Annotated in this window: 24 protein-coding genes, 1 tRNA gene and 1 pseudogene; 18 read left to right on the top strand and 8 right to left on the bottom strand. The window is 63.9% G+C overall.

All coding sequences use genetic code 11. The features are described 5' to 3' along the window. The first annotated feature begins 177 nt into the window (after positions 1-177). From CDQ91_RS02630 to CDQ91_RS02595, 8 genes are all read left to right on the top strand, one after another. Entirely contained in the window at positions 178-3,345 is a 3,168-nt protein-coding gene (locus CDQ91_RS02630) for an intermembrane phospholipid transport YdbH family protein (RefSeq protein WP_237245783.1), read from the top strand. After that, entirely contained in the window at positions 3,342-3,557 is a 216-nt protein-coding gene (locus CDQ91_RS02625; RefSeq protein WP_419722534.1) for a YnbE family lipoprotein, read from the top strand. The genes CDQ91_RS02630 and CDQ91_RS02625 overlap by 4 nt, the downstream gene beginning before the upstream one ends. A gap of 17 nt (positions 3,558-3,574) precedes the next feature. Then, entirely contained in the window at positions 3,575-3,976 is a 402-nt protein-coding gene (locus tag CDQ91_RS02620; RefSeq protein WP_088471420.1) for a YdbL family probable chaperone protein, read from the top strand. A gap of 222 nt (positions 3,977-4,198) precedes the next feature. Continuing rightward, complete coding sequence (locus CDQ91_RS02615) at positions 4,199-4,519, top strand: AtpZ/AtpI family protein (RefSeq protein ID WP_088471122.1); 321 nt, start codon at positions 4,199-4,201, stop codon at positions 4,517-4,519. Positions 4,520-4,587: 68 nt separating this feature from the next. Then, positions 4,588-5,373, top strand: coding sequence for a F0F1 ATP synthase subunit A (locus tag CDQ91_RS02610; protein WP_088471121.1), 786 nt, complete (start codon positions 4,588-4,590; stop codon positions 5,371-5,373). A gap of 41 nt (positions 5,374-5,414) precedes the next feature. Beyond that, positions 5,415-5,642: a F0F1 ATP synthase subunit C gene (locus CDQ91_RS02605; RefSeq protein ID WP_003044110.1), complete on the top strand. Its 228-nt coding sequence runs from the start codon at positions 5,415-5,417 to the stop codon at positions 5,640-5,642. Between the two features lie 84 nt (positions 5,643-5,726). Continuing rightward, positions 5,727-6,227: a F0F1 ATP synthase subunit B family protein gene (locus tag CDQ91_RS02600; protein ID WP_088471120.1), complete on the top strand. Its 501-nt coding sequence runs from the start codon at positions 5,727-5,729 to the stop codon at positions 6,225-6,227. Then, entirely contained in the window at positions 6,220-6,762 is a 543-nt protein-coding gene (locus CDQ91_RS02595; protein WP_088471119.1) for a F0F1 ATP synthase subunit B family protein, read from the top strand. Before CDQ91_RS02600 ends, CDQ91_RS02595 begins: the two co-directional genes overlap by 8 nt. A gap of 805 nt (positions 6,763-7,567) precedes the next feature. Here the strand turns inward: CDQ91_RS02595 and CDQ91_RS02585 are convergent. Continuing rightward, positions 7,568-7,869, bottom strand: a pseudogene (locus CDQ91_RS02585) (GIY-YIG nuclease family protein). 80 nt (positions 7,870-7,949) lie between these two features. Beyond that, positions 7,950-8,669 carry an SDR family oxidoreductase gene (locus CDQ91_RS02580; RefSeq protein WP_088471117.1) on the bottom strand — a complete coding sequence of 240 codons (720 nt, stop codon included), beginning with the start codon at positions 8,667-8,669 and terminating at the stop codon, positions 7,950-7,952. A 72-nt stretch (positions 8,670-8,741) separates the two neighbouring features. On the opposite strand from CDQ91_RS02580, the gene uvrC reads away from it, so the two are divergent. The 7 genes from uvrC (at position 8,742) to CDQ91_RS02545 (ending at position 15,485) form a co-directional block, all read left to right on the top strand. Then, the gene (uvrC, locus tag CDQ91_RS02575) at positions 8,742-10,676 is read left to right on the top strand and encodes an excinuclease ABC subunit UvrC (RefSeq protein ID WP_088471116.1); all 1,935 of its coding nucleotides are present in this window, start codon (positions 8,742-8,744) and stop codon (positions 10,674-10,676) included. A 161-nt stretch (positions 10,677-10,837) separates the two neighbouring features. Then, positions 10,838-11,230 carry a PaaI family thioesterase gene (locus CDQ91_RS02570; RefSeq protein ID WP_088471115.1) on the top strand — a complete coding sequence of 131 codons (393 nt, stop codon included), beginning with the start codon at positions 10,838-10,840 and terminating at the stop codon, positions 11,228-11,230. After that, complete coding sequence (recO, locus tag CDQ91_RS02565) at positions 11,218-11,955, top strand: DNA repair protein RecO (RefSeq protein ID WP_088471114.1); 738 nt, start codon at positions 11,218-11,220, stop codon at positions 11,953-11,955. Before CDQ91_RS02570 ends, recO begins: the two co-directional genes overlap by 13 nt. 48 nt (positions 11,956-12,003) lie before the next feature. Further along, positions 12,004-13,062, top strand: a complete 1,059-nt coding sequence (leuB, locus tag CDQ91_RS02560; protein ID WP_088471113.1) for a 3-isopropylmalate dehydrogenase — start codon at positions 12,004-12,006, stop codon at positions 13,060-13,062. Between the two features lie 4 nt (positions 13,063-13,066). Continuing rightward, entirely contained in the window at positions 13,067-14,275 is a 1,209-nt protein-coding gene (locus CDQ91_RS02555) for a trans-sulfuration enzyme family protein (protein WP_088471112.1), read from the top strand. A gap of 17 nt (positions 14,276-14,292) precedes the next feature. Continuing rightward, positions 14,293-14,694, top strand: coding sequence for a Co2+/Mg2+ efflux protein ApaG (gene apaG / locus CDQ91_RS02550; RefSeq protein WP_174688465.1), 402 nt, complete (start codon positions 14,293-14,295; stop codon positions 14,692-14,694). Further along, positions 14,691-15,485: a LysR family transcriptional regulator gene (locus CDQ91_RS02545; protein WP_088471110.1), complete on the top strand. Its 795-nt coding sequence runs from the start codon at positions 14,691-14,693 to the stop codon at positions 15,483-15,485. Before apaG ends, CDQ91_RS02545 begins: the two co-directional genes overlap by 4 nt. Before the next feature lie 114 nt (positions 15,486-15,599). Here the strand turns inward: CDQ91_RS02545 and CDQ91_RS02540 are convergent, their stop codons facing one another. Then, the gene (locus tag CDQ91_RS02540; RefSeq protein WP_088471109.1) at positions 15,600-16,913 is read right to left on the bottom strand and encodes a serine hydrolase; all 1,314 of its coding nucleotides are present in this window, start codon (positions 16,911-16,913) and stop codon (positions 15,600-15,602) included. Between the two features lie 132 nt (positions 16,914-17,045). Next, positions 17,046-19,025: a DNA topoisomerase IV subunit B gene (gene parE, locus CDQ91_RS02535; protein ID WP_088471419.1), complete on the bottom strand. Its 1,980-nt coding sequence runs from the start codon at positions 19,023-19,025 to the stop codon at positions 17,046-17,048. Between the two features lie 170 nt (positions 19,026-19,195). On the opposite strand from parE, the gene CDQ91_RS02530 reads away from it, so the two are divergent. Then, positions 19,196-20,032, top strand: coding sequence for an outer membrane protein (locus CDQ91_RS02530; protein ID WP_088471108.1), 837 nt, complete (start codon positions 19,196-19,198; stop codon positions 20,030-20,032). Positions 20,033-20,105: 73 nt separating this feature from the next. On the opposite strand, the gene CDQ91_RS02525 is transcribed toward CDQ91_RS02530, so the two are convergent. Both CDQ91_RS02525 and CDQ91_RS02520 read right to left on the bottom strand, forming a co-directional pair. Next, positions 20,106-20,504 (bottom strand): PaaI family thioesterase, encoded by a 399-nt coding sequence (locus CDQ91_RS02525; protein WP_088471107.1) that lies wholly within the window; start codon positions 20,502-20,504, stop codon positions 20,106-20,108. Next, positions 20,501-21,196 carry a GcrA family cell cycle regulator gene (locus CDQ91_RS02520; protein WP_088471106.1) on the bottom strand — a complete coding sequence of 232 codons (696 nt, stop codon included), beginning with the start codon at positions 21,194-21,196 and terminating at the stop codon, positions 20,501-20,503. The genes CDQ91_RS02525 and CDQ91_RS02520 overlap by 4 nt, the downstream gene beginning before the upstream one ends. 124 nt (positions 21,197-21,320) lie before the next feature. On the opposite strand from CDQ91_RS02520, the gene CDQ91_RS02515 reads away from it, so the two are divergent. Further along, the gene (locus CDQ91_RS02515) at positions 21,321-22,193 is read left to right on the top strand and encodes an ABC transporter permease (protein WP_088471105.1); all 873 of its coding nucleotides are present in this window, start codon (positions 21,321-21,323) and stop codon (positions 22,191-22,193) included. A gap of 42 nt (positions 22,194-22,235) precedes the next feature. Here the strand turns inward: CDQ91_RS02515 and hspQ are convergent, their stop codons facing one another. After that, the gene (hspQ, locus tag CDQ91_RS02510; RefSeq protein WP_088471104.1) at positions 22,236-22,625 is read right to left on the bottom strand and encodes a heat shock protein HspQ; all 390 of its coding nucleotides are present in this window, start codon (positions 22,623-22,625) and stop codon (positions 22,236-22,238) included. A 190-nt stretch (positions 22,626-22,815) separates the two neighbouring features. Here hspQ and CDQ91_RS02505 point away from each other — a divergent pair, with 190 nt between their 5' ends. Further along, entirely contained in the window at positions 22,816-23,445 is a 630-nt protein-coding gene (locus CDQ91_RS02505) for a Yip1 family protein (RefSeq protein WP_088471103.1), read from the top strand. Positions 23,446-23,514: 69 nt separating this feature from the next. Here CDQ91_RS02505 and CDQ91_RS02500 read toward each other — a convergent pair. Next, positions 23,515-23,604: transfer RNA gene (locus CDQ91_RS02500), tRNA-Ser, on the bottom strand. Between the last annotated feature and the right edge of the window lie 40 nt (positions 23,605-23,644).

Raw genomic sequence — 23,644 nt, 5'->3', positions numbered from 1 at the left:
CCACACTCAACGGGCATAGGAAAGGATGATGGCAATCCGGAGCAATTTCTTGCAGCGAAACGAGATTTCCTGCGTTGCTGCCCTGAATGCCATGTGGGCCGGAGGACGATATAACTACGCCATGACGTCATCGTCCGTTCCCCTTTTCCCCGGCGCGCAGGCTGTCGCGGCCATCATATGATCGATACGCAAGAAGCGCCGAAGCCCCGGTGGCGACATAGAAGCATCCTGTTCAAGAAGCGCTGGCTGACCGCCGGTGCGGTAGGCGTGCTCGTCGCGGTGGCATGGCTGGCGCGCGAGCCGATCGCCGATAGGTTCATTCGCGATCAGCTTGAGAGCCGCAGCGTTCCTGCGCGCTATACGATCGATGACATTGGTTTTCGCAGCGAACGGCTGTCGAACATTGTCATTGGCGACCCGGCGCACCCCGACCTGACCGCAAAATCGGTGGTCGTCACGCTCGGTTATGGCTGGTCGGGCCCTTATATTTCGGGGATCAAGGCTGAAGGCGTCCGGCTTTATGGCCGTTTCGCCGATGGGCGGCTGTCCTTTGGTTCGCTCGACAAGTTTCGCGACCCGACGAGCAAAGACCCCTTTGCCTTGCCCGACCTTGCCGTGGCGCTGCGAGATGCGCGGGCGCGGGTCGAGACGCCGTGGGGCAATATCGGCGCCGCGCTGAACGGTGGCGGCAATTTACGCACCGACTTTACTGGCAAGCTCGCGCTCGTCGCGCCGCATATCGCCGCGGCGGGTTGCCGCGGGGAGGGTGTCAGCTTTTATGGCACGGTGCTGGTGCGCGACGTGCGGCCGCAGCTGGTCGGGCCGCTGCGCGGGGCGAGCCTAGCCTGCGCCGATGATGATGTCCGCGCGAGCGCGCCGCAGATCGCGCTCGACCTGTCCCTGTCGGAAGACTTGCAAAGCTGGAAGGGAACGGCCGATGCGAGCATTGCGCGGCTGGTCGCCGGGCCGGTGCGGGCCGATCACCTGGGGGTGCTGGCGCGCTTCGACGGGACCGCGGTGCAAACCAGGCTGGCGATCGATGCCGATATGGCGCGGCTGCGCGGCGCCGATTTCGCGGCCGAAACGCTCAGTCTCGACGCCAGGGGCCTTGTCGGCAGCGGCGCCCCGCGGCTTGATGGCCGGATCAGCTTTGCCCGCGCGAGCGGCAGCGATGCTGTTCGGCGCTCGATTGCGGAGGGCGCCCGCGGCCTTGGCGAAACGCCGGTCGGACCGCTGGCTGCAAAGGCCAGTCTTGCGCTCAGCCGGGTATTGGCGGACGCGAGCGGGAGCGCCGAATTCGCGCTGCTCGGCGAAGGGCCGTCGGCGCGGATCGACCTGATCGCGCCGAAACTGACGAGCGCGAGCGGCGCGCATTTCACCGGCAGCGCCGACAGCCGCGTCGGCTATCTTTATGGCGCGGCGCAGCCCGCCGTGCTGGCGTCGGGCCGCTGGAGCTTTGGCGGCGGCGACCTTCCCACCGGCACGATGCGCCTCGACCGGAGTGCCGACGGGTCGGTCACGGGGCTGGCGAGCCTCGAGCCCTATAGTGCCGTGGGTTCGCGCCTGACTTTGGAGCCGGTGCGCTTTTCGGGCGACCGCAACGGCCTTTTGCGCTTTGCAACCTCTGCCGACCTGTCGGGGCCGCTCGCCGGTGGACGCGTCGAGCGGCTGCGTGTGCCGCTGAACGGCTTTCTGGCACCCACGGGCGCGCTGGCGTTGAACGGCGGGTGCAGCCGGGTCGCGGCCGAGCGGGTCGAAGTTGCGGGGTTCCGGCTGGCATCGACCGCGATCGACCTGTGTAGCCGCCCGGGCGCGCCTTTGTTCAGCGCCGGGCCGGGCGGGCTGCGCGGCGATATTCGGATTCCCGGGCTCAAGCTGCGCGGGAATAGCGGGGCTTCACCCTTCGCTTTCGATAGCGGTCCGGCGCAAATCGACCTCGCTGCGATGCGCTGGTCGCTGGCGCGCGCCGACATCCGTCTGGGGGAAGGGGAGAGCGTGACGCGCTTCGCCGCCGACAGGCTGACGGGCCACGGGACGGCGCAAGGGATGGCGGGCGACCTCGTCGGCGCGCGCGGCAAGATTGGCGCGGTACCGCTGAACATGAGCGAGATTGGCGGGCAATGGCGCTGGGCGGGCGGGGCGCTGTCGCTCGATGGCGGGTTGCTGCTGACCGACGCCGCGCCCGACCCGCGCTTCTTCCCGCTGGTCAGCAAGAACGCGCAACTGCGCTTCGCAGACGGGGTGATCGACGCGACCGCGGGATTCAGCGAGCAAAAGACCGGGACCAAGGTCCTCGACACGGTGATCCGTCACCGGCTGGACGATGCAACGGGCTTTGCCGATCTGGCGGTGAGGGAATTGCGCTTTGGCGATGCGTTCCAGCCCGACAAGCTGACCAGCCTGGCGCTCGGTGTCGTCGCCAATGTGCAAGGTGCGGTGGTCGGCGATGGCCGTATCGACTGGACTGCCGACGGGGTTACGAGCCGCGGCACCTTTGCCACCGCCGACACCAGCCTTGCCGCAGCTTTCGGTCCGGTGACCGGGCTGACGACGACGCTGACCTTTGACGATCTGATCAATTTGCGCACCGCGCCGGGGCAGATCGCGCGGATCAAGGAGATTAATCCGGGCATCCCGGTGGTCGACGGAACGATCGAATATCGTCTGCTCGGCGACAATAAGGTCCGGGTCGAGGGGGGCAGCTGGCCCTTTGCGGGCGGCCAGTTGCTGCTTCACCCGGCGACGCTCGATTTTAACGCGACCGAGCCGCGGCGGCTGTCGTTCGACATCGTCGGGGTCGATGCCGCGGTGTTCCTGCAGAGCTTCGGGTTCGAGAATATCAATGCGACGGGCGTATTCGACGGGACGCTGCCGGTCGAGTTCGATGGGCTGGGCGGACGAATCGTCGGTGGGCGAATCGATTCGCGCGGCAGCGGGGGCACGCTCGCCTATGTCGGCGAATTGTCGAACCGCAATCTGGGCGCGATCGCCAATTTTGCCTTTGGTGCGCTGCGGAGCCTGAAATATGATGATTTGTCGATCATCATGAACGGCGACCTCGACGGCGAAATGATCACCGATATCCGCTTTGGCGGCGTGGGGCAGGGCGAGGGCGCGACGCGCAATTTCCTGACCAATCAGGTCGCGAAGCTGCCCTTGGTGTTCAACATCAAGATCACCGCGCCTTTCCGCCAGCTGCTGACGTCGGCAAAGGGATTTTACGACCCGACGATCTTTATCGAACAGAATCTACCGGCCTTGATGCGCGCGCAGGAAGAGGCCGAAGCCGCCAAAAAGGGTGCAGCCGCACCCGTTCAGCCCCCAGAAAGCGAGCCCATGCGATGAAGATGACCAACGAACAGGCAAGGAGGCAGGCCATCGGTGCAAAATGTCTGGCAATCGTGACGGGAGCGGCGGCGCTGGCTGGCTGCGTCCAGATCGAAACGCCCGACAAGCCGATTGAAATCAACCTGAACATCAACATCAAGCAAGAAATCGTGTACAGGCTGGATGGCGATGCCAAGAAGCTGATCGAGCAGAATAGCGAGATATTCTGACAGGGAATGGAATGGATATGCGTTTGAAACATTGGAAACCCACTGGCCTGGCGCTGGCCGCGATTGTCACCACCGCTGCGGTTGCCTTCGCGGTGCCCTCGGCCATGGCGCAGCGCGATCCGGCCTATGCCGCGGCGCGCGCAGACGGGCAGATCGGCGAGCAGCCCGACGGCTATCTGGGCTTCGCAAGCAGCCCGACCCCGGCGATCCGGGCGCTGGTCCAGGATCTGAATATCAAGCGCAAGGCCGCCTATACCGAGCGCGCGCAGGCGACCGGCAGCACGGTCGAGCAATTCGCCTTTACCAGCGGATGCAATCTGATCGCCCAGACCAAGCCGGGCGAAAAATATCAGGCGCCCGACGGCAGCTGGAAGACCCGCGACGGCAGTCCGCCGGTGCGGGATTCGCGCTGCCCGTAAAAACCCAGGTTTCCAAGGGGGGCCTGCGGGCCCTTTCATGCCGCCGCGCCCCTAAACGCGGCGGCATTTTTGCGCGCTGCAGCAAAGACATTGTTGCAGGCATTGACTTAATGGGGCGTCATTCCTAAACGGACCGCGCCTTAGGGGTCTCCCGAGTTTTCGGGCCTTTTTTTGTAGGCAGAATCGAAGGCTTTCGGCTCTGTTTAAGGAGGATGGCAGAAGATGACGGGGAACGGCAGCGATCCGGAACCAACTTCGGAGGATTCGCGCCTGGTCTCGCTCGAAGAGCGATTGGACCGGGCCGAAGCCGCAGAAGCGAAACGGACCGCGGTGAACGCCGGACCGGAATCCGATGCCAATTATCGGCTCGGAAATCGGGTTCTGGCGGAACTGTTGGGCGGTATGATCGGGGGCGGGCTGTTCGGCTGGCTGATCGATCGCATCGTCGGCACGTCGCCCTGGGGTTTGTTGGGGATGTTGTTCCTGGGCATTATCGTTGCCTTTCGGAACATCATCCGCATCTCTTCGACGCCCCGTAAGTAACGGGGACGCAAGTAATTTTTGGACGGGGCGGCCGATAAAGCCGTTCCGCAATGCGCGTGGAGTGAATAGTGGCGGCGGAATCCGGCAAAATCGACCCGATGCACCAGTTCGAGGTGACGCCGCTTGGCGGCGGCTTCAACCTGGGCGGGCACGAAATCCTGTTCACGAACAGTGCGCTGTGGATGGTTGTTGCGGCCATCGCACTTGGCATCTTCATGTGGGGCGGCATGCGCCGTCAGCTCGTTCCGGGTCGCTGGCAGGCCGCGGTCGAAGGCTTCACGGGCTTCATCTCGAGCATGATGATGCAGAATATCGGGACCGAAGGGCGCAAATATACGCCTTATGTCTTCTCGCTGTTCATGTTCATCCTGTTCTGCAACCTGCTCGGCATGTTGCCGCTGGGCGTGCTGGGTCTTCACCCCTTCACCGTCACCAGCCACATCGCGATCACCGGCGTTCTTGCGCTGATCAGCTTCGCGATCGTTCTGGTCGTCGGTTTCTGGCGCCACAAGCTCCACTTCTTCTCGCTCTTCGTACCGCACGGCACGCCGCTGCCGATGATCCCGATCATCGCGCCGATCGAGTTCGTGTCGTTCATGGTTCGCCCGTTCAGCCTCGGCCTGCGTCTTTTCGTCGCGATGACCGCCGGCCACGTTCTGCTGAAAGTGCTCTCGGGCTTCGTGATCAACGGCTTCAACGCCGAGACGCTTTGGCTCGGTTCGATCGTGTCGGTTTTGAGCTTCATCCTGATGATCGGGATCAGCGCGCTTGAGCTGCTGGTCGCCGGCATCCAGGCCTATGTTTTCGCCCTGTTGACCTCGCTGTATATCAACGACGCGGTCAATCTTCACTAAGTTCGTTTTCTTTCAAACGTTTACACCAAGGAGTAGTTACAATGGACGCAGAAGCAGCAAAGCTGATCGGTGCTGGTCTCGCCGCAATCGGTGCCGGCATGGCCGCCATCGGCGTGGGCAATGTTTTCGGTAGCTTCCTCGAAAGCGCATTGCGCAACCCCGCCGCCGCTGACGGCCAGCAGGGTCGCCTGTTCATCGGCTTCGCCGCTGCCGAACTTCTCGGCCTGCTGGCGTTCGTCGTTGCGATGATCCTGCTCTTCGTCGTCTGAATTCAGACGATTTGGGTGGTGCCGGTCCTTTCGGGGACCGGCTTCGCCTTTGCAGGTTTTTCAAGAATTTAGGGTCCGTCTTTCATGCCCCAGATAGCCCAGCTAACCGCTGACAATTGGTATCTTGCCTCGCAGCTCTTCTGGCTGCTGGTCGTCTTCGCCGGGATTTACCTGGTGATCGGCCGCGGCATGCTGCCCAAAATCGAAGCGACGGTGGACGCCCGCGACCGTAAGGTTGCAGACGATCTGGCGGCGGCCAAAGCGGCGCACGCCGCCGCCGATGCCATTGAAGAAAGCTACCGCCAGCAGAGCGACGCAAGCCGCGCCGCTGCGCAGAAAGCGGTCGCCGAAGCCAAGGACAAGGCCGCAAAGGACGCCGAAAAGCGTCTGGCGAAGGTCGACGCCGAACTGTCGGACAAGCTGACTGCGGCCGAAGCCGATGTGGCTTCTGCCCGCAAGTCGGCGATGGCCGAAATCGAATCGGTTGCTGCCGAAGCAGCGGGTGACCTGGTCGCCAAGCTGGCGGGCGTGAAAGTCGGCGCGGCGGATGCCAAGGCGGCGGTAAAGGCGGTGCTCCATGGCTAATTTCGCAATCATCCTCTCGGAAGCAGCGGGCGAAGTCCATGCCGATCCGACCGCATTCGGTATGGACGCAACGGTCTGGGTCTCGATCGCGATGCTCGCTTTCCTCGGCATCCTGGTCTGGAAGGGCGTTCCGAAAATGATCGGCGCCTCGCTCGACAAGAAGATCGCCGAGATTTCGAAGCAGCTGAACGAAGCCGAACAGCTCCGCCTCGACGCCGAATCGCTGAAGGCGGAATATGAGGCGAAGCTCGCCGCTGCCGCCCGCGAAGCCGACGAGATGCGCGCCCGCGCCGAAGCCGAAGCCGAGACGCTGGTCGCCAAGGCCAAGGCCGACGCCACCGCGCTGATCGGACGCCGCAAGCAGATGGCCGAAGACCGCATTGCTGCGGCCGAAGCCACCGCGCTGACCGAAGTGCGCATGGCTACGGCGAAAGCCGCGACCGCTGCTGCCGCTGCGCTGATTGCCGACAAGCATGATGCGTCGTCGGACAAGGCGCTGATCGATCAGGCGATTGCCTCGGTTGCCAAGGGCTAAGGCCTTTCGCGACAGTGCCGGAGTACAGAGCGCCCGCGGATTTCCGCGGGCGTTTTGCTGTGTGGGTGGCGATTGATGTCAGCCATTGAGTCTTCCAAATCCGTTCGCATCGAGGGAAGTCGAGATGCCCGTCGGCACAGAGCATGGGTGAGAGGTGTCTCGACTTTGCTCGACACAAACGGGGAAGAGAGAGAAAGAGTTTGTCGGAAAAGCTGTTCCCCGGCGAAAGCCGGGGCCCAGAGTGTCATAAGGCGATGTTTGCCCTGTAGTTCACTGGGCCCCGGCTTTCGCCGGGGAACAGGAGAGGTGGTTGATCCGGTTGCGGGAGTACAGTTGGATTTGCTATCATCCTTCAAATGAACAGGTTGTTGCTCTTGGCCGCCGCGAGTGGGTTATTGCTCGCCGCCAGCGAGTCCAATCAGGCGGGGGCTCGAGAGGTCATTGCCGGAGGGGCTATCCCACCGGACATCCTTCAGGCCTATGAGGAGGCATCCAAGCGAACAATCTACGTTTGCCCGAGGGACAGTGTCAGGAAGATGGATGAAAAGTTCCTGAAACTGAGGGCAGAAATAAAACGGAGATTTCAGTCGGATTTTGATGGGGCTCAGGACGGCGGAATCTCCCTCCCAACGATCTGCCATTCCCCAAAGTCATATCCCGACTTCTCAGTAAGGGTGAAGAACTATCAACGGGCGGTGCGACATCTCGAAGAAGCTCTTGGAAGCCATTAAGAGGCCTGCTTGCTACCCCGTTGTTCACGCCCATATATCGTCACCCCGGACTTGATCCGGGGTCCCGCTTCTTCTCACGCGAGCAAATCGAACATGTCCTGCCAATCAGGGTTGCCGCGCTCGATCAGGTCGAACTTCCATTGGCGCTGCCAGCGTTTGAGGCGCTTTTAGAAGTCTAGTTGCAGCGGATCATATCCTCGCCACGCTCCGCCCAGACCAGACGGGTTAGTCCGTAGCGCGCGCAGAAGTCGGAGCCGCCGCCTGAGAGGTGTTGATGGATGCGTGCGGCGAGATGGGAAGTCACGCCGACATACATTGTGCCGCGATAGCGATCGGCCATGATGTAGACCCAACCGCCCTGCCGTTCGCGTTCCATTGTTTGAGGATCGGAAAAGCGGGACCCCGGGTCAAGCCCGGGGTGACGAGGGTTGGGGGAGGCTGCTCTGCACCGGTCTCTCAATATTTAATCATGATCCGCCGCGCGAGTGCCGGTGAAATGCTGTGCATCAGTTGCAGCATCTTGGTCTGGCCGACATTGACCTCGGCCTTGCCCGCCTTGATCCCGCGGACGATTTCGGCGGCGCAGTCCGAGGCCGACATCATCTTACCGCCGCGTCCGGCGGTCAGGCTGGTTGCGACGAGTGGGGGTAGCGCCTCCATCACCTTCACGCCGCTGTCCTTGAGCTGATAGCGCAGCGCTTGGGTGAAGCTGCGCAGCCCCGCCTTGGTCGCGCAATAGATCGGGCCGCCGCCGCGCGGGGCGATGGCGAGGCCTGAGGTGACGTTGACGATCGTCGCTTCGGGCTGCGCCATCAGTTGGGGCAGCAGGCGGGTCGCGAGCGCGATCGGGGCATAGAGGTTGGTGTCGATACAGCGCGCCGCGTCGGGCAGGGTGGATGGATCGCCGGGCGCATATTCGCTGCCGACCCCGGCATTGTTGACGAGCAGCGCGAGCGGCTTGCCCACGACGCCGGTCACCACCGCGTCGATTCCCGCTTCCTGCGACAAATCGCCAGCGATGGTGCCGAAGCCGAGCGCGGCCATCGCCCGCAACCGTTCGGCCGAGCGTCCGGTGACGATGACCTCGACGCCGCCCGCCTGTAGCTGCAACGCGATCTCGCGCCCGATCCCGTCGCTGCCGCCGGTGACCAGCGCGAGCTTTCCACGAACATCCATAAGACCCCCTCCCATGTTGTTTTACCTTCGACACTATGGCGACGCGCGGCGGCTTCGCCTACATGCAAAATCATGGCCCGCCCCAATGCTCCCGACCGATTCAATGAGGATAAGGCGACCTATGTCATGCGCGGTGGCGACGGGGAGGGCGACAAGCCCGATCTGGAGCGCGGCGCCGAGGCGATCCGCAGCGTCGTGCGCAAATTGCCCGCGCGTCCGGGGGTTTACCGGATGCTCGATGCGCGCGGGGACGTGCTCTATGTCGGCAAGGCACGGGCGCTCAAAAACCGCGTGACCAACTACACGCAGGTTGCGAAACTGCCGTCGCGACTGCAGCGGATGGTATCGCAGACGCGCGCGATGGAGATCATCACGACGACGAGCGAGGCCGAGGCGCTGTTGCTCGAGGCGCAGCTGATCAAGCGCTATCGTCCGCCGTATAATGTCCTGCTGCGCGACGACAAAAGCTTTCCCTTCATCCTGCTGCGCACCGATCATGATTTCCCGCGGGTGCAAAAGCATCGCGGGGCGCGGCGCGCGAAGGGGCGCTATTATGGGCCGTTTGCGAGCGCGGGGTCGGTGGCGCAGACGCTCAACGCACTGCAGAAGACCTTTTTGCTGCGCAGTTGCACCGACAGCTTCTTTTCGAACCGGTCGCGGCCGTGCCTGCTCTATCAGATAAAGCGGTGCAGCGCGCCATGCGTCGACCGGATTTCGAAGGAAGATTATGCCGGGCTGGTGAGCGACGCGCAGGACTTCCTCGAAGGGCGCTCGACCGCAGTGCAGAAGCGGCTGGGCGATGCGATGACCAGGGCCGCCGAGGCGATGGATTATGAGCAGGCGGCGGTCATCCGCGACCGGCTGAAGTCGCTGACCTTCATCCAGGGCAGCCAGTCGGTGCACGCCGACGGGCTCGGTGATGCCGATGTCTTCGCGCTCGCGGCGAAGGGCGGGCAACTGTGCGTCGCGGGCTTCTTCATCCGCGGCGGGCAGAATTGGGGGCATCGCAGCTTCTTCCCTGTGCATATTTCGGGGGTGCCCGAGGCCGAGGTGATGGCGAGCTTCCTGATGCAATTTTACGAGGGCGTGCCGCCGCCGAAGCTGATCCTCGTCGACCGCGAGCCCGAAGAATGTGCCTTGCTGTCCGAGGCGCTGGGCGCGCTGGCCGAGCGCAAGGTCGAGATCAGCGTGCCGCAGCGCGGGCATCGCCGCCGTCTGCTCGAACAGGCGGTGCGCAATGCCGGTGAGGAGCTCGACCGGCGGCTGGCGGAGAGCAGTTCGCAGGCGAAGCTGGGGCGCGAGTTGGCCGATCTGTTCGACCTCGAGAATCCGCCGCAGCGGATCGAGATATACGACAACAGCCATATCCAGGGCACCAATGCACTGGGCGCGATGGTTGTCGCGGGGCCCGAGGGCTGGATCAAGGGCGCGTATCGCAAATTCAACATCAAGCGCGCCGAGACGATGCCCGGCGACGATTTCGCGATGATGCGCGAGGTGTTCCAGCGCCGCTTTGCGCGCGCGATCGAGGAAGACCCCGAGCGCACCAAGGGCGAGTGGCCGGATCTGGTGCTGATCGACGGCGGCAAGGGACAGGTGTCGGCGGTGTCGGAGGTGTTCGCCGAGCTGGGGATCGACGATCTGCCCTATGTCGGGGTTGCCAAGGGCCCCGACCGCAACGCCGGGCGCGAGACTTTCTATTATCCCGACGGGCGCGAATTCACGCTGCCGCCGAACAATGCGGTGCTGTTCTACATCCAGCGGCTGCGCGACGAGGCGCATCGCTTTGCGATTGGCGCGCATCGTCAGAAGCGGGCGAAGGCGATGGGATCGTCGCCGCTCGACGAGGTTCCGGGGATCGGGCCGGCGCGCAAGAAGGCGCTGCTGATGCATTTCGGCACCGGGCGGGCGGTGCGCAACGCGAGCCTCGAGGATATGCAGAAGGCCCCCGGGGTCAGCGCGGCGGTCGCGCAGGCGGTTTATGATTTTTATCATCCGGAGGGGTAGGGGATCATGCTTAGCCTCTCTCCGTTTGTGCTGAGCTTGTCGAAGCACCGTCCTTCTCTTCGACGTCGCTGAAAGGAAGAACGGCCCCCTTCGGCGAAGCTCAGGACAGGCTTCGACAAGCTCAGGGCGAACGGAAATTTTGTTTCTGGGAAAGGACGAAAATGGATTTCGCAACCATGATGCCGCTGGCGGGGACGTTGGGGGTGACGATTGACGAGGGCAGCAAGGAGCGCGTCGCAGGCCGCATGCCGGTGCGCGCCGATATCTGTACCGCAGGGAATATCGTCCATGGCGGCGCGATCATGGCTTTTGCCGACTGCCTCGGCGCGGTCGGGGCGTTTCTGACCTTGCCCGAGGGGGCGAGCAACACGACGACGATCGAGAGCAAGACCAATTTCCTGGGCGCCGGGCCGGTCGGGTCGGTGCTGATCGGCGAGGCGACCCCGGTGAAGATCGGCAAGCGCGTGTCGGTGTGGCAGACGCGCATCCGTACCGAGGATGGCGCCGAGGTTGCGCTGGTTACGCAGACGCAGCTGGTGCTTTGGCCAGCCTGACCGCCCCCGCCATCGTCTGCGCGGTTCGCATGCACGGTGAGCATGGCGCGATATTGCGCGCGCTGACCGAAGAGGCGGGGCTGGTCGCGGGCTATGTGCGCGGCGGGCGGTCGCGGCGGCTGCGGCCGATTTTGATGGCGGGCAATCTGATCGCGCTCGAACTGCGCGCGCGGACCGAGGAGCAGCTGGCGGGAGCGACCGCCGAATTGTTGACGAGCCGGGCGCCCTTGCTCGCCGAGCCGCTGCCGGCGGCGGCGATCGACTGGGTGACCAGCCTGACCGCAGCGACCCTGCCCGAAAGCCAGCCCTATCCGTCGCTGTTTCGCACGCTGTCGGCGCTGCTCGATGCGATCGAGGCGGCGGCTGCGGCGCGGCAATGGGCGGCGGCACTGGCGCGTTATGAGCTGCTGTTGCTTGCCGAGCTGGGGTTTGGACTCGACCTGGATGAATGTGTCGTCACGGGTGCGCGCGTCGATCTGGGGTTTGTCAGCCCGAAGTCGGGCGGGGCGGTGAGCGTCGGCGCGGCGGTGGGCTATGAGGAGCGGTTGCTGCGGCTGCCGCCCTTCCTGCGCGGGGTCGATGGCGATCCGTCGCTGGGCGATGCACTTGATGGGTTGGCGATTACGGGTCATTTTCTGGACCGCAGCTTGCTCGATGGGCGGGCGCGGGATTTGCTGGCGGTTCGGGCGCGGTTGGTGGATCGGTTGAACAGGGCGGTTGCGTGACTCGCCGCCGCTGCCTAAGCGGCTCGCAAGATATGAAAGGGCGAAGCGTTGAAAATCCTGTTGCTGGCCGGAGACGGCATCGGTCCCGAAATCATGGTCGAGGCCGAGAAGGTGCTGGCGGTGCTCGCGCTGCCCGTGACGCTCGATCGCGCATTGGTCGGCGGGGCCGCCTATGCCGCGACCGGTCATCCGCTGCCCCCCGAAACGCTCGACAAGGCCAAGGCCGCCGATGCGATCCTGTTCGGTGCGGTCGGCGATCCGCGGTTCGACAATGTCGAGCGCCATCTGCGCCCTGAGCAAGCAATTCTGGGGCTGCGCGCCGCGCTCGGGCTGTTCGCCAATCTGCGTCCCGCCAAGATGTTCGCCGGGCTGGAAGACGCCTCGGCACTGCGGCCCGAAGTCGCGTCGGCGATCGACCTGCTGATCGTTCGCGAACTCAATGGCGACGTCTATTTCGGCGAGAAGGGCACGCGCACAACCGCCGATGGTCAGCGCGAAGGCTATGACGTCATGGCCTATAGCGAGAGCGAAGTGCGCCGGATCGCGCATGTCGCCTTCCGCGCGGCGCAGGGGCGCAACAAGCGGCTTTGCTCGGTCGACAAGGCGAATGTGCTCGAAACGTCGCAGCTGTGGCGCGACGTGGTGATCGAGGTTGCGGCCGAATATCCCGATGTGACGCTGACCCATATGTATGTCGACAATGCTGCGATGCAGCTGGTGCGCAATCCGGGACAGTTCGACGTCGTGGTCACCGGAAACCTGTTCGGCGATATCCTGTCCGATCAGGCGTCGATGTGCGTCGGGTCGATCGGCCTGCTCGCGTCGGCCTCGCTGAGCGAAGGCAAGCAGGGTCTGTACGAACCGATCCACGGCAGCGCACCCGATATCGCGGGCAAGGGCGTCGCCAATCCGCTGGCGATGATCCTGTCGCTGGCGATGTTGCTGCGCCATTCGGGCGGCGACGAGGCGAGCGCGGCGCGGATCGAGACGGCGGTCGCCAAGGTGCTGGCCGACGGTTGCCGCGGCGCCGATCTGGGGGGCGATATGGGAACGACAGCATTGGGCGATGCAGTGGTTTCGGCCCTGAACAATCAAACACACGGATAAGACGATGAAAAAGACAACGGGTTTCGATCGCGAAACAACGCGCAAATGGCACCCCGCAACGCAGGCGGTGCGCGGCGGGACGTGGCGCAGCGAGCATGGCGAGACGTCGGAAGCGCTCTTCCTGACCTCCGGCTACACCTATGAAAGTGCCGAGGAAGTCGCGGCGCGTTTTGCCGGCGAAGAAACCGGCATGACCTATTCGCGCCTGCAGAACCCGACCGTCGCGATGCTCGAGGAGCGCATTGCACTGATGGAAGGCGCCGAGGCGTGCCGCACGCAGGCGACGGGCATGGCGGCGATGACGACCGCCTTGCTCTGTCAGCTGTCGGCGGGCGACCATATCGTCGCGGCGAAGGCGGCCTTCGGCTCGTGCCGTTGGCTGGTTGACCACCTCTGCCCGCGTTTCGGGATCGAAACGACGGTCATCGACGGCCGCGACAATGACGCGTGGGAAAAGGCGATCAAGCCCAACACCAAGGTCTTCTTCTTCGAAACCCCCGCCAACCCGACGATGGACATCGTCGACATGAAGCATGTCTGCGGGCTGGCGAAGGCGCATGGCATCACCAGCGTCGTCGACAACGCCTTCGCGACCGCAATGCTTCAGCGGCCGATGGATTTTGGTGCCGACGTCGTGGCCTATTCGGCGACCAAGCTGATGGACGGGCAGGGGCGCGTCCTAGCCGGTGCCGTCTGCGGGACCGAGAAGTTCATCAACGAGGTGCTGTTGCCGTTCCAGCGCAACACCGGGCCGAACCTGTCGCCGTTCAACGCATGGGTGGTGCACAAGGGGCTCGAGACGCTCGACCTGCGCGCGCGGCGTCAGTCGGAAAATGCGCTGGCGGTCGGCAAGGCGATCGAGGGGCGCGTCGCACGGATGCTGCACCCCGGGCTGGCCAGCCACCCGCAACATAATCTGGCGATGAGCCAGATGGAGGCGTGCGGGCCGATCTTTTCCTTCATCCTCGACGGCGGGCGCGAGCAGGCGATGCGCTTTCTCAACGGGCTCGAACTCGTCGATATCAGTAACAATATCGGCGACTCGCGGAGCCTGTGCTGCCACCCGGCATCGACGACCCATTATGGCGTCAGCGCCGAAGCGCGCGCCGACATGGGGGTGGTCGAAGGGATGCTGCGGATCAATATCGGGCTCGAGGATCCACGCGACGTCATCGTCGATCTTGACCAGGCATTGACCAGGGTCGGTCTTTAGGGGATTCAGGTGCGATGATGATCGACTCCTTCTTTCCCTTTGCGGCGACCACGGGGTCGATCACGGTTCGCGTGTCGGTCAGCTATTTGCCCGAACAATCGCATCCAGCGCTCGGGCGCTGGTTCTGGGCCTATCATGTGCGGGTCGAAAATCACGGCGAAGTCGCGGTGCAATTGATCAGCCGCCATTGGCGGATCAGCGACGGGCGCGGACAAATTAGCGAGGTCGAGGGTGAGGGCGTCGTCGGCGAACAGCCGCTGATTGGCCCCGGCGGCGCGTTCGATTATGTATCGGGTTGCCCGCTCCCGACCCCCGAAGGGTCGATGGTCGGCAGCTATGCCATGGAAATGGGTGATGGTTCGGAAATGCTAGTCGCGATCCCGCACTTCCCGCTTATCGCGCCGGCGACCGCGTCGTGAAGCGGACCCATCTGCCGCTCAACGCGCTGCGCGTGTTCGATGCCGCGGCCCGGCACCTGAGCTTCACGCGCGCCGCCGACGAACTGGCGGTGACGCCTGCCGCCGTGGGGCAACAAATACGCGCGCTGGAAGATATGCTGGGCGTCGTGCTGTTCCGCCGCACCCCCAAGGGGCTGGAGCTGACCGGCGAGGCCAATGCCGGGCTCGACGCGCTGCGTCAGGGCTTTTTGCAGTTCGAGGAATCGGTGCGCGCGATGCAGGCGGGGCAATCGTCACAATCGCTGACGATCGCCGCGCCGCGTGACCTGACTGCCAAATGGCTGGCGCCGAAGCTGGCGCGCTATAGCCAGCAGGCGCCCGATGTGCGCTTCACGTTGGTGTCGGCCGATGGCGGGATCGATTTCACCGAAGCCAACCTCGACATTGCGATTTTCTGGTCCGATGGCGCGGGCGAGCATGAGGGCGTGGCGCTGGCCGACGCCTTGATGGTCACCGTTGCGGGACCGGGCGGCGGCAGCGAGACGCGGATCGCCTGGCCGGGGTGCCCGGTCGCCGAGGGCGAACCCGCGCTGCGTCTGGGCGATGCCGGGCTGGCGATCGATGCCGCGGCGAACGGGCTGGGGCAGGCAAATGTTCCGGCGATGCTCGCCGAGGCCGATATTACGGCGGGACGCGTGCGGCAGGTCGGTGACGCGTTTGCGGTGAAACGCGGTTACTGGCTGGTCGCGCCGACGCCGCAGTGGCGGCAGGCGAAGGTCAAGGCGCTGGTTTCTGCGCTGACGGCGGACTGAATCCCGTAATTTTTTCGTGTCATTGCCAGCGTAGCGAAGCAATCTCCGGCGCGCCTCGCGCATGACCGATGACTGGAGATTGCTTCGCTACGCTGGCAATGACGAATTTGGGCGCTATTTCGCGGCGAGCGCGAGCAGGCGGGTTACGCGGCCGATCAGGTCTTCGGTTCCGACATTGGCTTTGGGGTTGTTCCAACTCGCGGTGACGACGAACCATTTGCCGTCGCGTTTGCGCTGACCGAGCAGGCTCATCGACAGCACACCATTTTCTGACCCGCCTTTATAGCCGAGATAGGTCCAATCGGCCGCAGCAGCGGGGCCCACGCCATTGTTGATCGCCATCGCCGCCATCGCGGGTTCGGAGCCGCGCGCCCGCAGGTCGGCCATCGCGCGCGCGATATCGTTCGGGCTGGCAAACCATTCGAGGCTGTCGATGGAGCGCGGGCCGTTGGTGAAGCTGATCCCGTCCACGTTGGATAGAATGAGGCGGTTCCGGTTGGCGTCGATCAACCTGCGCTGCGCGCTATCGTCGCCCGCAACGAAGGCGGCGCGTTCGGCGGTGAAATTATTGCCCTTGAGCGCGAACGCCTCGACCGTCGTGAGCAGCGGGATGTTGCGCGAGGGATCGCTGTGCCCGGCGCGGCGCATCCGCGCCTCGATCGCGTCGCGGCCGAGCAGGTGGATCAGCGTGTCGGTCGCACCATTGTCGCTGACCGAGGTCATCCAGTTGGCGAGGGTTTGCAGCGTGACCGGCGTGTCTTTTGGCCAGTTTCCGGTGGCGGTCGACGAGAAGCTGAGGTGCGAGAGCGGGACGACATCGCTCCAATTGCGCCGCCCTGCCGCGACCTGCGCTGCGAGTTCGTTCAGGACATAGAGTTTGAAGGTCGAACCGACGGCGAATTGCGTATCGGCGTTGGCGGCGGCGAGGCGGCGGATCGTGGTACCGTCGAGTTCGGCGACGAGGAAGCCGGTGCGACCGGGCAGGGCGGCCAGTTCGGCCGCGACTGCGGCGAAGCTGTCGTGGGTCATCGTAAAGCGGGTGAGTTGGAGGCCGATCGCGCGTCCCTCGGCATCGACGTCGAGGGAGAAGGTCGCTACGCCTTTTTCGAAGCGGAGCTGGACGGTGCCCGCGCGGCCGTTGGTCGAGGTGGCGTCATCAACGGCAAGCGGACGGCCATATTGTGCGATCAGGCTGGTTGTTATCGCCTGGAACTGCGCCTCGGGGATCGCCGCCTGGAACGACGGGGCGAAAAAGTCGGCGAAGGCGGTGCGGCCTTCGAAAAGGTCGAGGAGTTCGGCCGCGCGATGGTCGAAGCCGGTGGTCAGGGCCGGCGCGGCAGAGTCTGGCGATTGTGCAAAAACCGATGAGGCAGGAAGAGTCGCGGCAAGCAATAGGCTGCCAAGCAAGGAATGGAGAACCGCCTTCATCGCCCTACATTATCCGTTCACCCTGAGCTTGTCGAAGGGGCGTTCTGTTCTTCTGCGCCGTCGAAGGAAGAATGGTGCTTCGACAAGCTCAGCACAAACGGAGTGGGATGAAAGGGAAGTGTTCTGCCCGCATCAGGCGTCGATCGCGGCCTCGTCGAGCGTCGCGGCATTGGCCTGGATGAACTGGAAACGGTGTTCGGGGTGTTTGCCCATCAGCCGGTCGACCAGATCCTTGACCAGATGCCGTTCCTCATATTCCTGCGGCAGCGTGACGCGCAGCATCGAGCGCGTCGCCGGGTCCATCGTGGTTTCCTTGAGCTGGTTGGGGTTCATCTCGCCCAGCCCCTTGAAGCGGCCGACATCGACCTTTTTGTTCTTGAACTGTTTGGCTTCGATTTCAGCGCGATGCGCGTCGTCGCGGGCATAGGTTGTCACATTGCCCGAGGTCAGTCGATAGAGCGGCGGCTGCGCCAGATAAACATGCCCCTTGCGAACGATATCGGGCATTTCCTGGAAGAAGAAGGTCATGAGGAGCGTCGCGATATGCGCGCCGTCGACGTCGGCGTCGGTCATGATGACAATTTTTTCGTAGCGCAGCCGGTCGGCGTCGCAATCCTTGCGCATCCCGCAGCCCAAAGCGAGCGCGAGGTCGGCGATTTCCTGGTTGGCGCGGATCTTGTCGTTGCTGGCGCTCGCGACGTTCAAAATCTTGCCCCGGATCGGCAGGATCGCCTGCGTCTTGCGGTTGCGCGCTTGCTTCGCGCTGCCGCCGGCGCTGTCGCCTTCAACGATAAACAATTCCGTACCTTCGGGGCCGTCATTGGCGCAGTCTGTGAGCTTGCCGGGGAGGCGCAGCTTGCGGCCGCTGGTCGCAGTCTTGCGCTTGACCTCGCGTTCGGCCTTGCGCTTGAGCCGCTCGTCCATGCGGTCGAGGACGAGGCCGAGCAGCGCGCGGCCGCGGTCCATATTGTCCGAGAGGAAATGGTCGAAATGGTCGCGCACCGCATTTTCGGTGAGGCGCGCGGCCTCGGGGCTCGACAGCCGGTCCTTGGTCTGGCTCTGAAACTGCGGATCGCGGATGAAGACCGACAGCATCATCTCGCCGCCGTTGAACACATCCTCGGGGGTGATCTGCGCGGCCTTTTTCTGGCCGATCAGCTCGCCAAAGCCGCGCAATCCCTTGGTCAGCGCGGCGCGCAGGCCCGCCTCGTGGGTGCCGCCTGCGGGGGTCGGAATGGTGTTGCAATACCAGCTATACGAGCCGTCGGACCAAAGCGGCCAGGCGATCGCCCATTCGGCGCGGCCCTGATCGCCCGGGAAATCCTGACGCCCGACGAAGGGCTCGGCGGTCGCACATTCGCGAGTGCCGATCTGTTCCTTCAGATGGTCGGCGAGGCCGCCGGGGAACTGGAACACCGCCTCGGTCGGGGTGTCGTCGCCGATCAGCTCGGCGGCGCATTTCCAGCGGATTTCGACACCCGCGAACAAATAGGCCTTTGACCGGGCCATGCGATAGAGGCGCTGCGGCTTGAACCGGCCATGGTCACCGAAGATTTCGGGGTCGGGGATGAAGGAGACGCTGGTGCCGCGGCGGTTGGGTGTGGGGCCCAGTTCCTCGAGCCCGCCCTGCGGGGCACCTTGGGAAAAACGCTGGCGATAGAGTAGCTTGTTGCGCGCAACTTCGATCACGGTTTCGATCGACAGCGCGTTGACGACGCTGACGCCGACGCCGTGGAGGCCGCCCGAGGTCGCATAGGCCTTGCCCTCGAACTTGCCGCCCGAGTGGAGCATGGTCATGATCACTTCGAGCGCCGATTTGCCCGGAAATTTGGGATGCGGATCGACCGGCATGCCGCGACCATTATCGATGACGGTCAGGCGATTGCCAACGTCGAGGATGACCTCGATGCGGCTGGCGTGGCCCGCGACGGCTTCGTCCATGCTGTTGTCGATCACCTCGGCGGCGAGGTGGTGTAGCGCGCGTTCGTCGGTGCCGCCAATATACATGCCGGGGCGCCGACGGACCGGTTCCAGCCCTTCGAGCACCTCGATCTGCGAGGCGTTATAGCTTTCGGTGATGGGCGCGTTGCCGTCGAACAAATCGTGACTCATGCACCAGCTATAGGGGGCGGGAAAGGTCGCTGGCAAGCGTGGTTTCAGACTGGATTGCGCGTCTCGAGCCAAGCTCGGTTCATCGCATTTATGCCATAGCGAGGAACTTTGAAATGGCGGGGCGGGTTTCTACGCTGGCTGCAAAGCCCTAAAAAAAGTGGAGAATAAAAATGAAACTCGCCTCTCTCCTTGCCGCTTCGGCGGCAACCATGCTGGCTGCGCCGGCGATGGCCCAAGACGGACATGACCGCTCGCAGGATTTCAACGGACCCTATATCGCAATCGGCGGTGGCGGCACGTTGCAGGGCAGCGACCGCGGCGAAACGCTGATCTTCGATACCAACCGCGACGGCACCTATGGCGACCCGGTCAACACCGCCGGGGGCACCGATGCCTTTGCGCCCGGATTCTGCAACGGCGCCGCGACCAGCACTGCCAATGTCGGATGCCGCAATGACAAGGACGGCCCGGAATATTTCGCACGCGCCGGCTATGACAAGCGGATGGGCAATTTCGTCCTTGGCGCCGTGATCGAAGGCGGACGCAGCGAAGCGCGCGACAGCGTCAGCGGCTTTTCGACCACCCCGGCGAGCTACACGATGAGCCGTGAGGCCGACTGGCAGGCCAGCGCGCGCCTGCGTGCCGGTTACACGCCGGGCGGCGGCGCACTTTTCTATGTCACCGGTGGTCCGGCCTATGCGCGGCTCAACAACAAGTTCACCACGACCAACACCGTGAACAGCTTCACCGACAACGGCAAAACCAACGGCTGGGGCTATGCCGCAGGCGGCGGCGCCGAAATCATGGTGACGCAGAAAGTGTCGATAGGGCTCGAATATCTCTACACCGACGTCAAGGACGATGATTATGTCGTCAATGTCGGCGCCGGAACCGCGAACCCCGCGACCAACCCGTTCCTGCTGAACGGTGGCGGGACAGATATTCAGCGCAGCGGCGCCAATATGCGCACGCACAGCGTGCGCGGGACGATCGGCTTCCGATTCTGAATATCCCGTGAGGGAAAAGGGGAGGCGCCGGACCCGAAAGGTCCGGCGCCTTTTCCTTGTCAGCGGTGCTTGTTCATCGTCCGGGCGGTAGCGCGAAAATCGCGAAATTGCCGTTGGCACTCCCGACCAGTCGGTCGTGCTGAAACAGGCGCGCGTCGATATTGGCGATCCGCTTGCCCTGATGCAGGACGATCGCGTCGCAGGTCAGCAGGCCTTCGCTGACGCCGACATGATAGTTGAACTTGATCTCGAGCGTTGCGCAGACCAGCCCGCTGGCCAGCACACTCATCAGCGCCCCGCCCATCGTGGTATCGGCGAGCGAATAGGCGACGCCGCCATGCGCAACCCCGTTCGGGTTGAAATGGCGCGCTTCCTCAATGTCGATCGCCATGCGGCAACGTCCGTCGCCGCGCTCGATCATTTGAAGACCGAGCGCGCGCGCGAACTCAAAATCCTGCCCGAAGGGCCTCACCGAACGCGCGGGCCACCAAAGGGCGGCGGCGGGGGCGGACGGCGCGTGCCGCGCGGCAGTTGCGCCTGATAGGCGCGGCCGCAATGCTCGACGCAATAAGGGAAGCCGGGGTTCACCGCAACGCCGCAGAAGTGAAAGTCGGGCTCGCCCGGATGCCCCATCGGCCAGCGGCAGATCCGGTCGTTAAGGTCGAGCAGGCTCGTCTTGCTGGCCATTTCCGGGCTTGGCTTCGCGGGCACCATGCGGCGCGGCGGCGCGGGCGGAATCGGCGCCTGCTGATCGCCGGGCCCCTGACGGATGAAACCGCCGGGGCCGATCGAAACGATGCGCGGGGTGTCAGGACGCGGCGGTGCGGCATCGGCAGGTGCCGCGTCGTCCGAAGGCGCATCGGTGGCAGGACGCGGCGCAGGCGCCATCGTCGGCGCGACCGGGCGCGGTGCGACCGAAGCGGCAGCGCGCGGCGCGGGCGGCGGCGAGGCCGGTTTCGGCGTCGCGGGCGCGGCCTTGACCGCAGGCTTTGCTTTTTCGGCCGCCTTGACGGGGGAGGGGCGCGATTTCAACCCGAGGCGATGTGCCTTGCCGATCACCGCGTTGCGGCTCACGCCGCCGAGTTCGTCGGCGATCTGGCTGGCGGTCAGGCCTTTTTCCCACATGGTGCGCAGGCTTTCGATGCGCTCATCGGTCCATGACATGTTCAATTCCTTATCATTTCACGCCGCAGGCGGTCATTATAATCCCCAGGGCGACCCCATTGCGGGTCGGCGCCGTCACTGCCCAGCTTGCGGTAATATCGGGGAGGCGATAGGCGAGAACGCTATGAACGACCAGCCCCAAATTTCGAACCCCGACTCCGGCGATTTCGCCGGGACCCCGCGCTTTGCGGAACCCGGCGTCCCGCATATCCGGACGCTGAACGTGCCGGGCATGCAGGCCCTATATGTCAAGGAGGTACGGCGCTTTTTCAAGGTCCAGCTGCAAACTATCTGGGCTCCCGCCATCACCACCCTCCTGTTCCTCGTCATTTTTACCGTCGCACTGGGCGGAGCAGGGCGCACGGTGATCGGCGTGCCTTTCGCCGATTTCATCGCGCCGGGGCTGATCATGATGGCGATGCTGCAAAATAGTTTCGCCAATTCCAGCTTTTCACTGCTCGTCGGCAAGATCCAGGGGACGATTGTCGACTATCTGATGCCGCCGCTGGCAGTGGGTGAGTTGATGATCGCGCTCGTCGGCGCCGCGATCACGCGCGCGCTTCTGGTTGGTGCGGCGCTGTGGCTTGCGATGCTGCTGTGGCCCGGCGTGCATGTGATGCCCGCGCATCTGTGGGCGATCGCGGTGTTCGGCGTGCTGGGCGCGGCGATGCTGGGCTTTCTGGGCCTGATCACGTCAGTATGGGCCGAGAAATTCGATCATGCCGCGGCGGTGACCAATTTCATTGTCACCCCGCTCGCGCTGCTGTCGGGCACTTTCTATTCGGTCGACCGGCTGGCACCCTGGTTCCAGTCGATCGCGCACGGCAACCCGGTCTATTATGCGATCATGGGTTTTCGTTACGGCTTCATCGGCACGGTCGATTCGACGATCGCCAATCCGGTGGCGACCGCCGCGCTGGCGCTCGTCGCGGTCAATATCGCACTGGGCGTGGTGACCTATCGCCTGCTCGTGTCGGGCTGGAAGCTGAAGGCCTGATCCTTCTTGATCCTCCCTGTCGCACGATGGCGAGGATCAAGCCTAGTGGCGGTGGATGGCGCGGACGCGGTAGCGGCCGTCGCCCAATCCATCGAACATCACCTCGACCTGCGGATGGTCGATCGGCCCGCCGTCGGGATCGACGACCAGATTCTGCTGGCTGACATAAGCGATATAGGATGAATCGTCGTTTTCGGCGAGCAGGTGATAATAGGGCTGTTCCTTCGCCGGACGGATATCCTCCGGGATCGCCTCATACCATTCGTCGCTGTTCGCAAAAACGGGATCGACGTCGAATATGACGCCGCGAAAATCGAACATGCGATGCCGCACGATATCGCCCGGCGCGAAACGTGCGCGCTCGACCAGCGGCGCTGTGACGGCTTTCGGCGGGATCGGGTCCCCAAAATCGGTTGTGGGCTTTGCGTTCATGCGCTCAATTTATGGCTGTTTATATTTGTTTAAAGCCCGTTACACTCGGGCGTCCGGATGACAAGCCGAATCCGGCTGTGATGCAGATTACTGAGCTGTTGGCCGTCTGGGCTAGCCTGCCCTTGCGACCTCCACCCGATCCGGGTCGGGATCGGAACCGTCTTGAATGGCAACAAGGGAAGGGCATCTGATGAACGAAACTCCGTCGAGCAATCCTACTCCACCGGTTACCCCGGCATCCGGCGTTATCGAACGCGCCAAGAACATCCTTCTCAAACCGAAGGAAACATGGGCCGCGATCGATACCGAGCCGGCAACGGTGCAGTCGATCTATGTGCCCTATGTGGTGCTCCTCGCGGCCATTGGCCCGATCGCGCAGCTTATTGGCGGGCAGGTCTTTGGCTATGGCGCCTTCGGCGTGACCTTCCGTCCTTCTTTGGGGTCCGCGCTGACGTCGGCGGTCCTGTCTTATGGCCTGGCGCTGGCGACGATATTCGTCCTCGCGCTGATCATCGACGCGCTCGCGCCGAATTTCGGCGGCCAGAAGAATCAGGTTCAGGCATTGAAGGTTGCGGCTTATTCGGCGACCGCAGGGTGGCTCGCGGGTATTTTCGGGCTGATCCCCTCGCTGGCCATCCTCGGGATATTGGCCGGCCTCTACGGCCTTTATCTTCTCTATCTCGGGCTCCCGATCCTGATGAAGGTGCCGGAAGACAAGGCGGCGGGCTACACGATCGTCGTGGTCATCGCCGCAGTGGTGATTTTCCTGATCATCGGCGTGATCGTCGCCAGTCTGGCGGCACCCTCCGCGTTTATGTGAAGGGGCGGAGCCGTCCCGGAGTGATCCGGGACGGCGTACCGTCTATCCATCGGTCGAAAATGGAAAAACTGGAGGAGAGTGAGGGATTCGAACCCTCGGTACCGTTGCCGGCACTTCGCATTTCGAGTGCGACGCTTTCGACCACTCAGCCAACTCTCCTCGCTGAGGCTGACGCCCCTAGCGGGGGTCTGATGATGAT

Source organism: Sphingopyxis witflariensis, from assembly GCF_002205635.1.
GTDB lineage: Bacteria > Pseudomonadota > Alphaproteobacteria > Sphingomonadales > Sphingomonadaceae > Sphingopyxis > Sphingopyxis witflariensis.
This window is presented reverse-complemented; position numbering and strand designations above follow the sequence as displayed.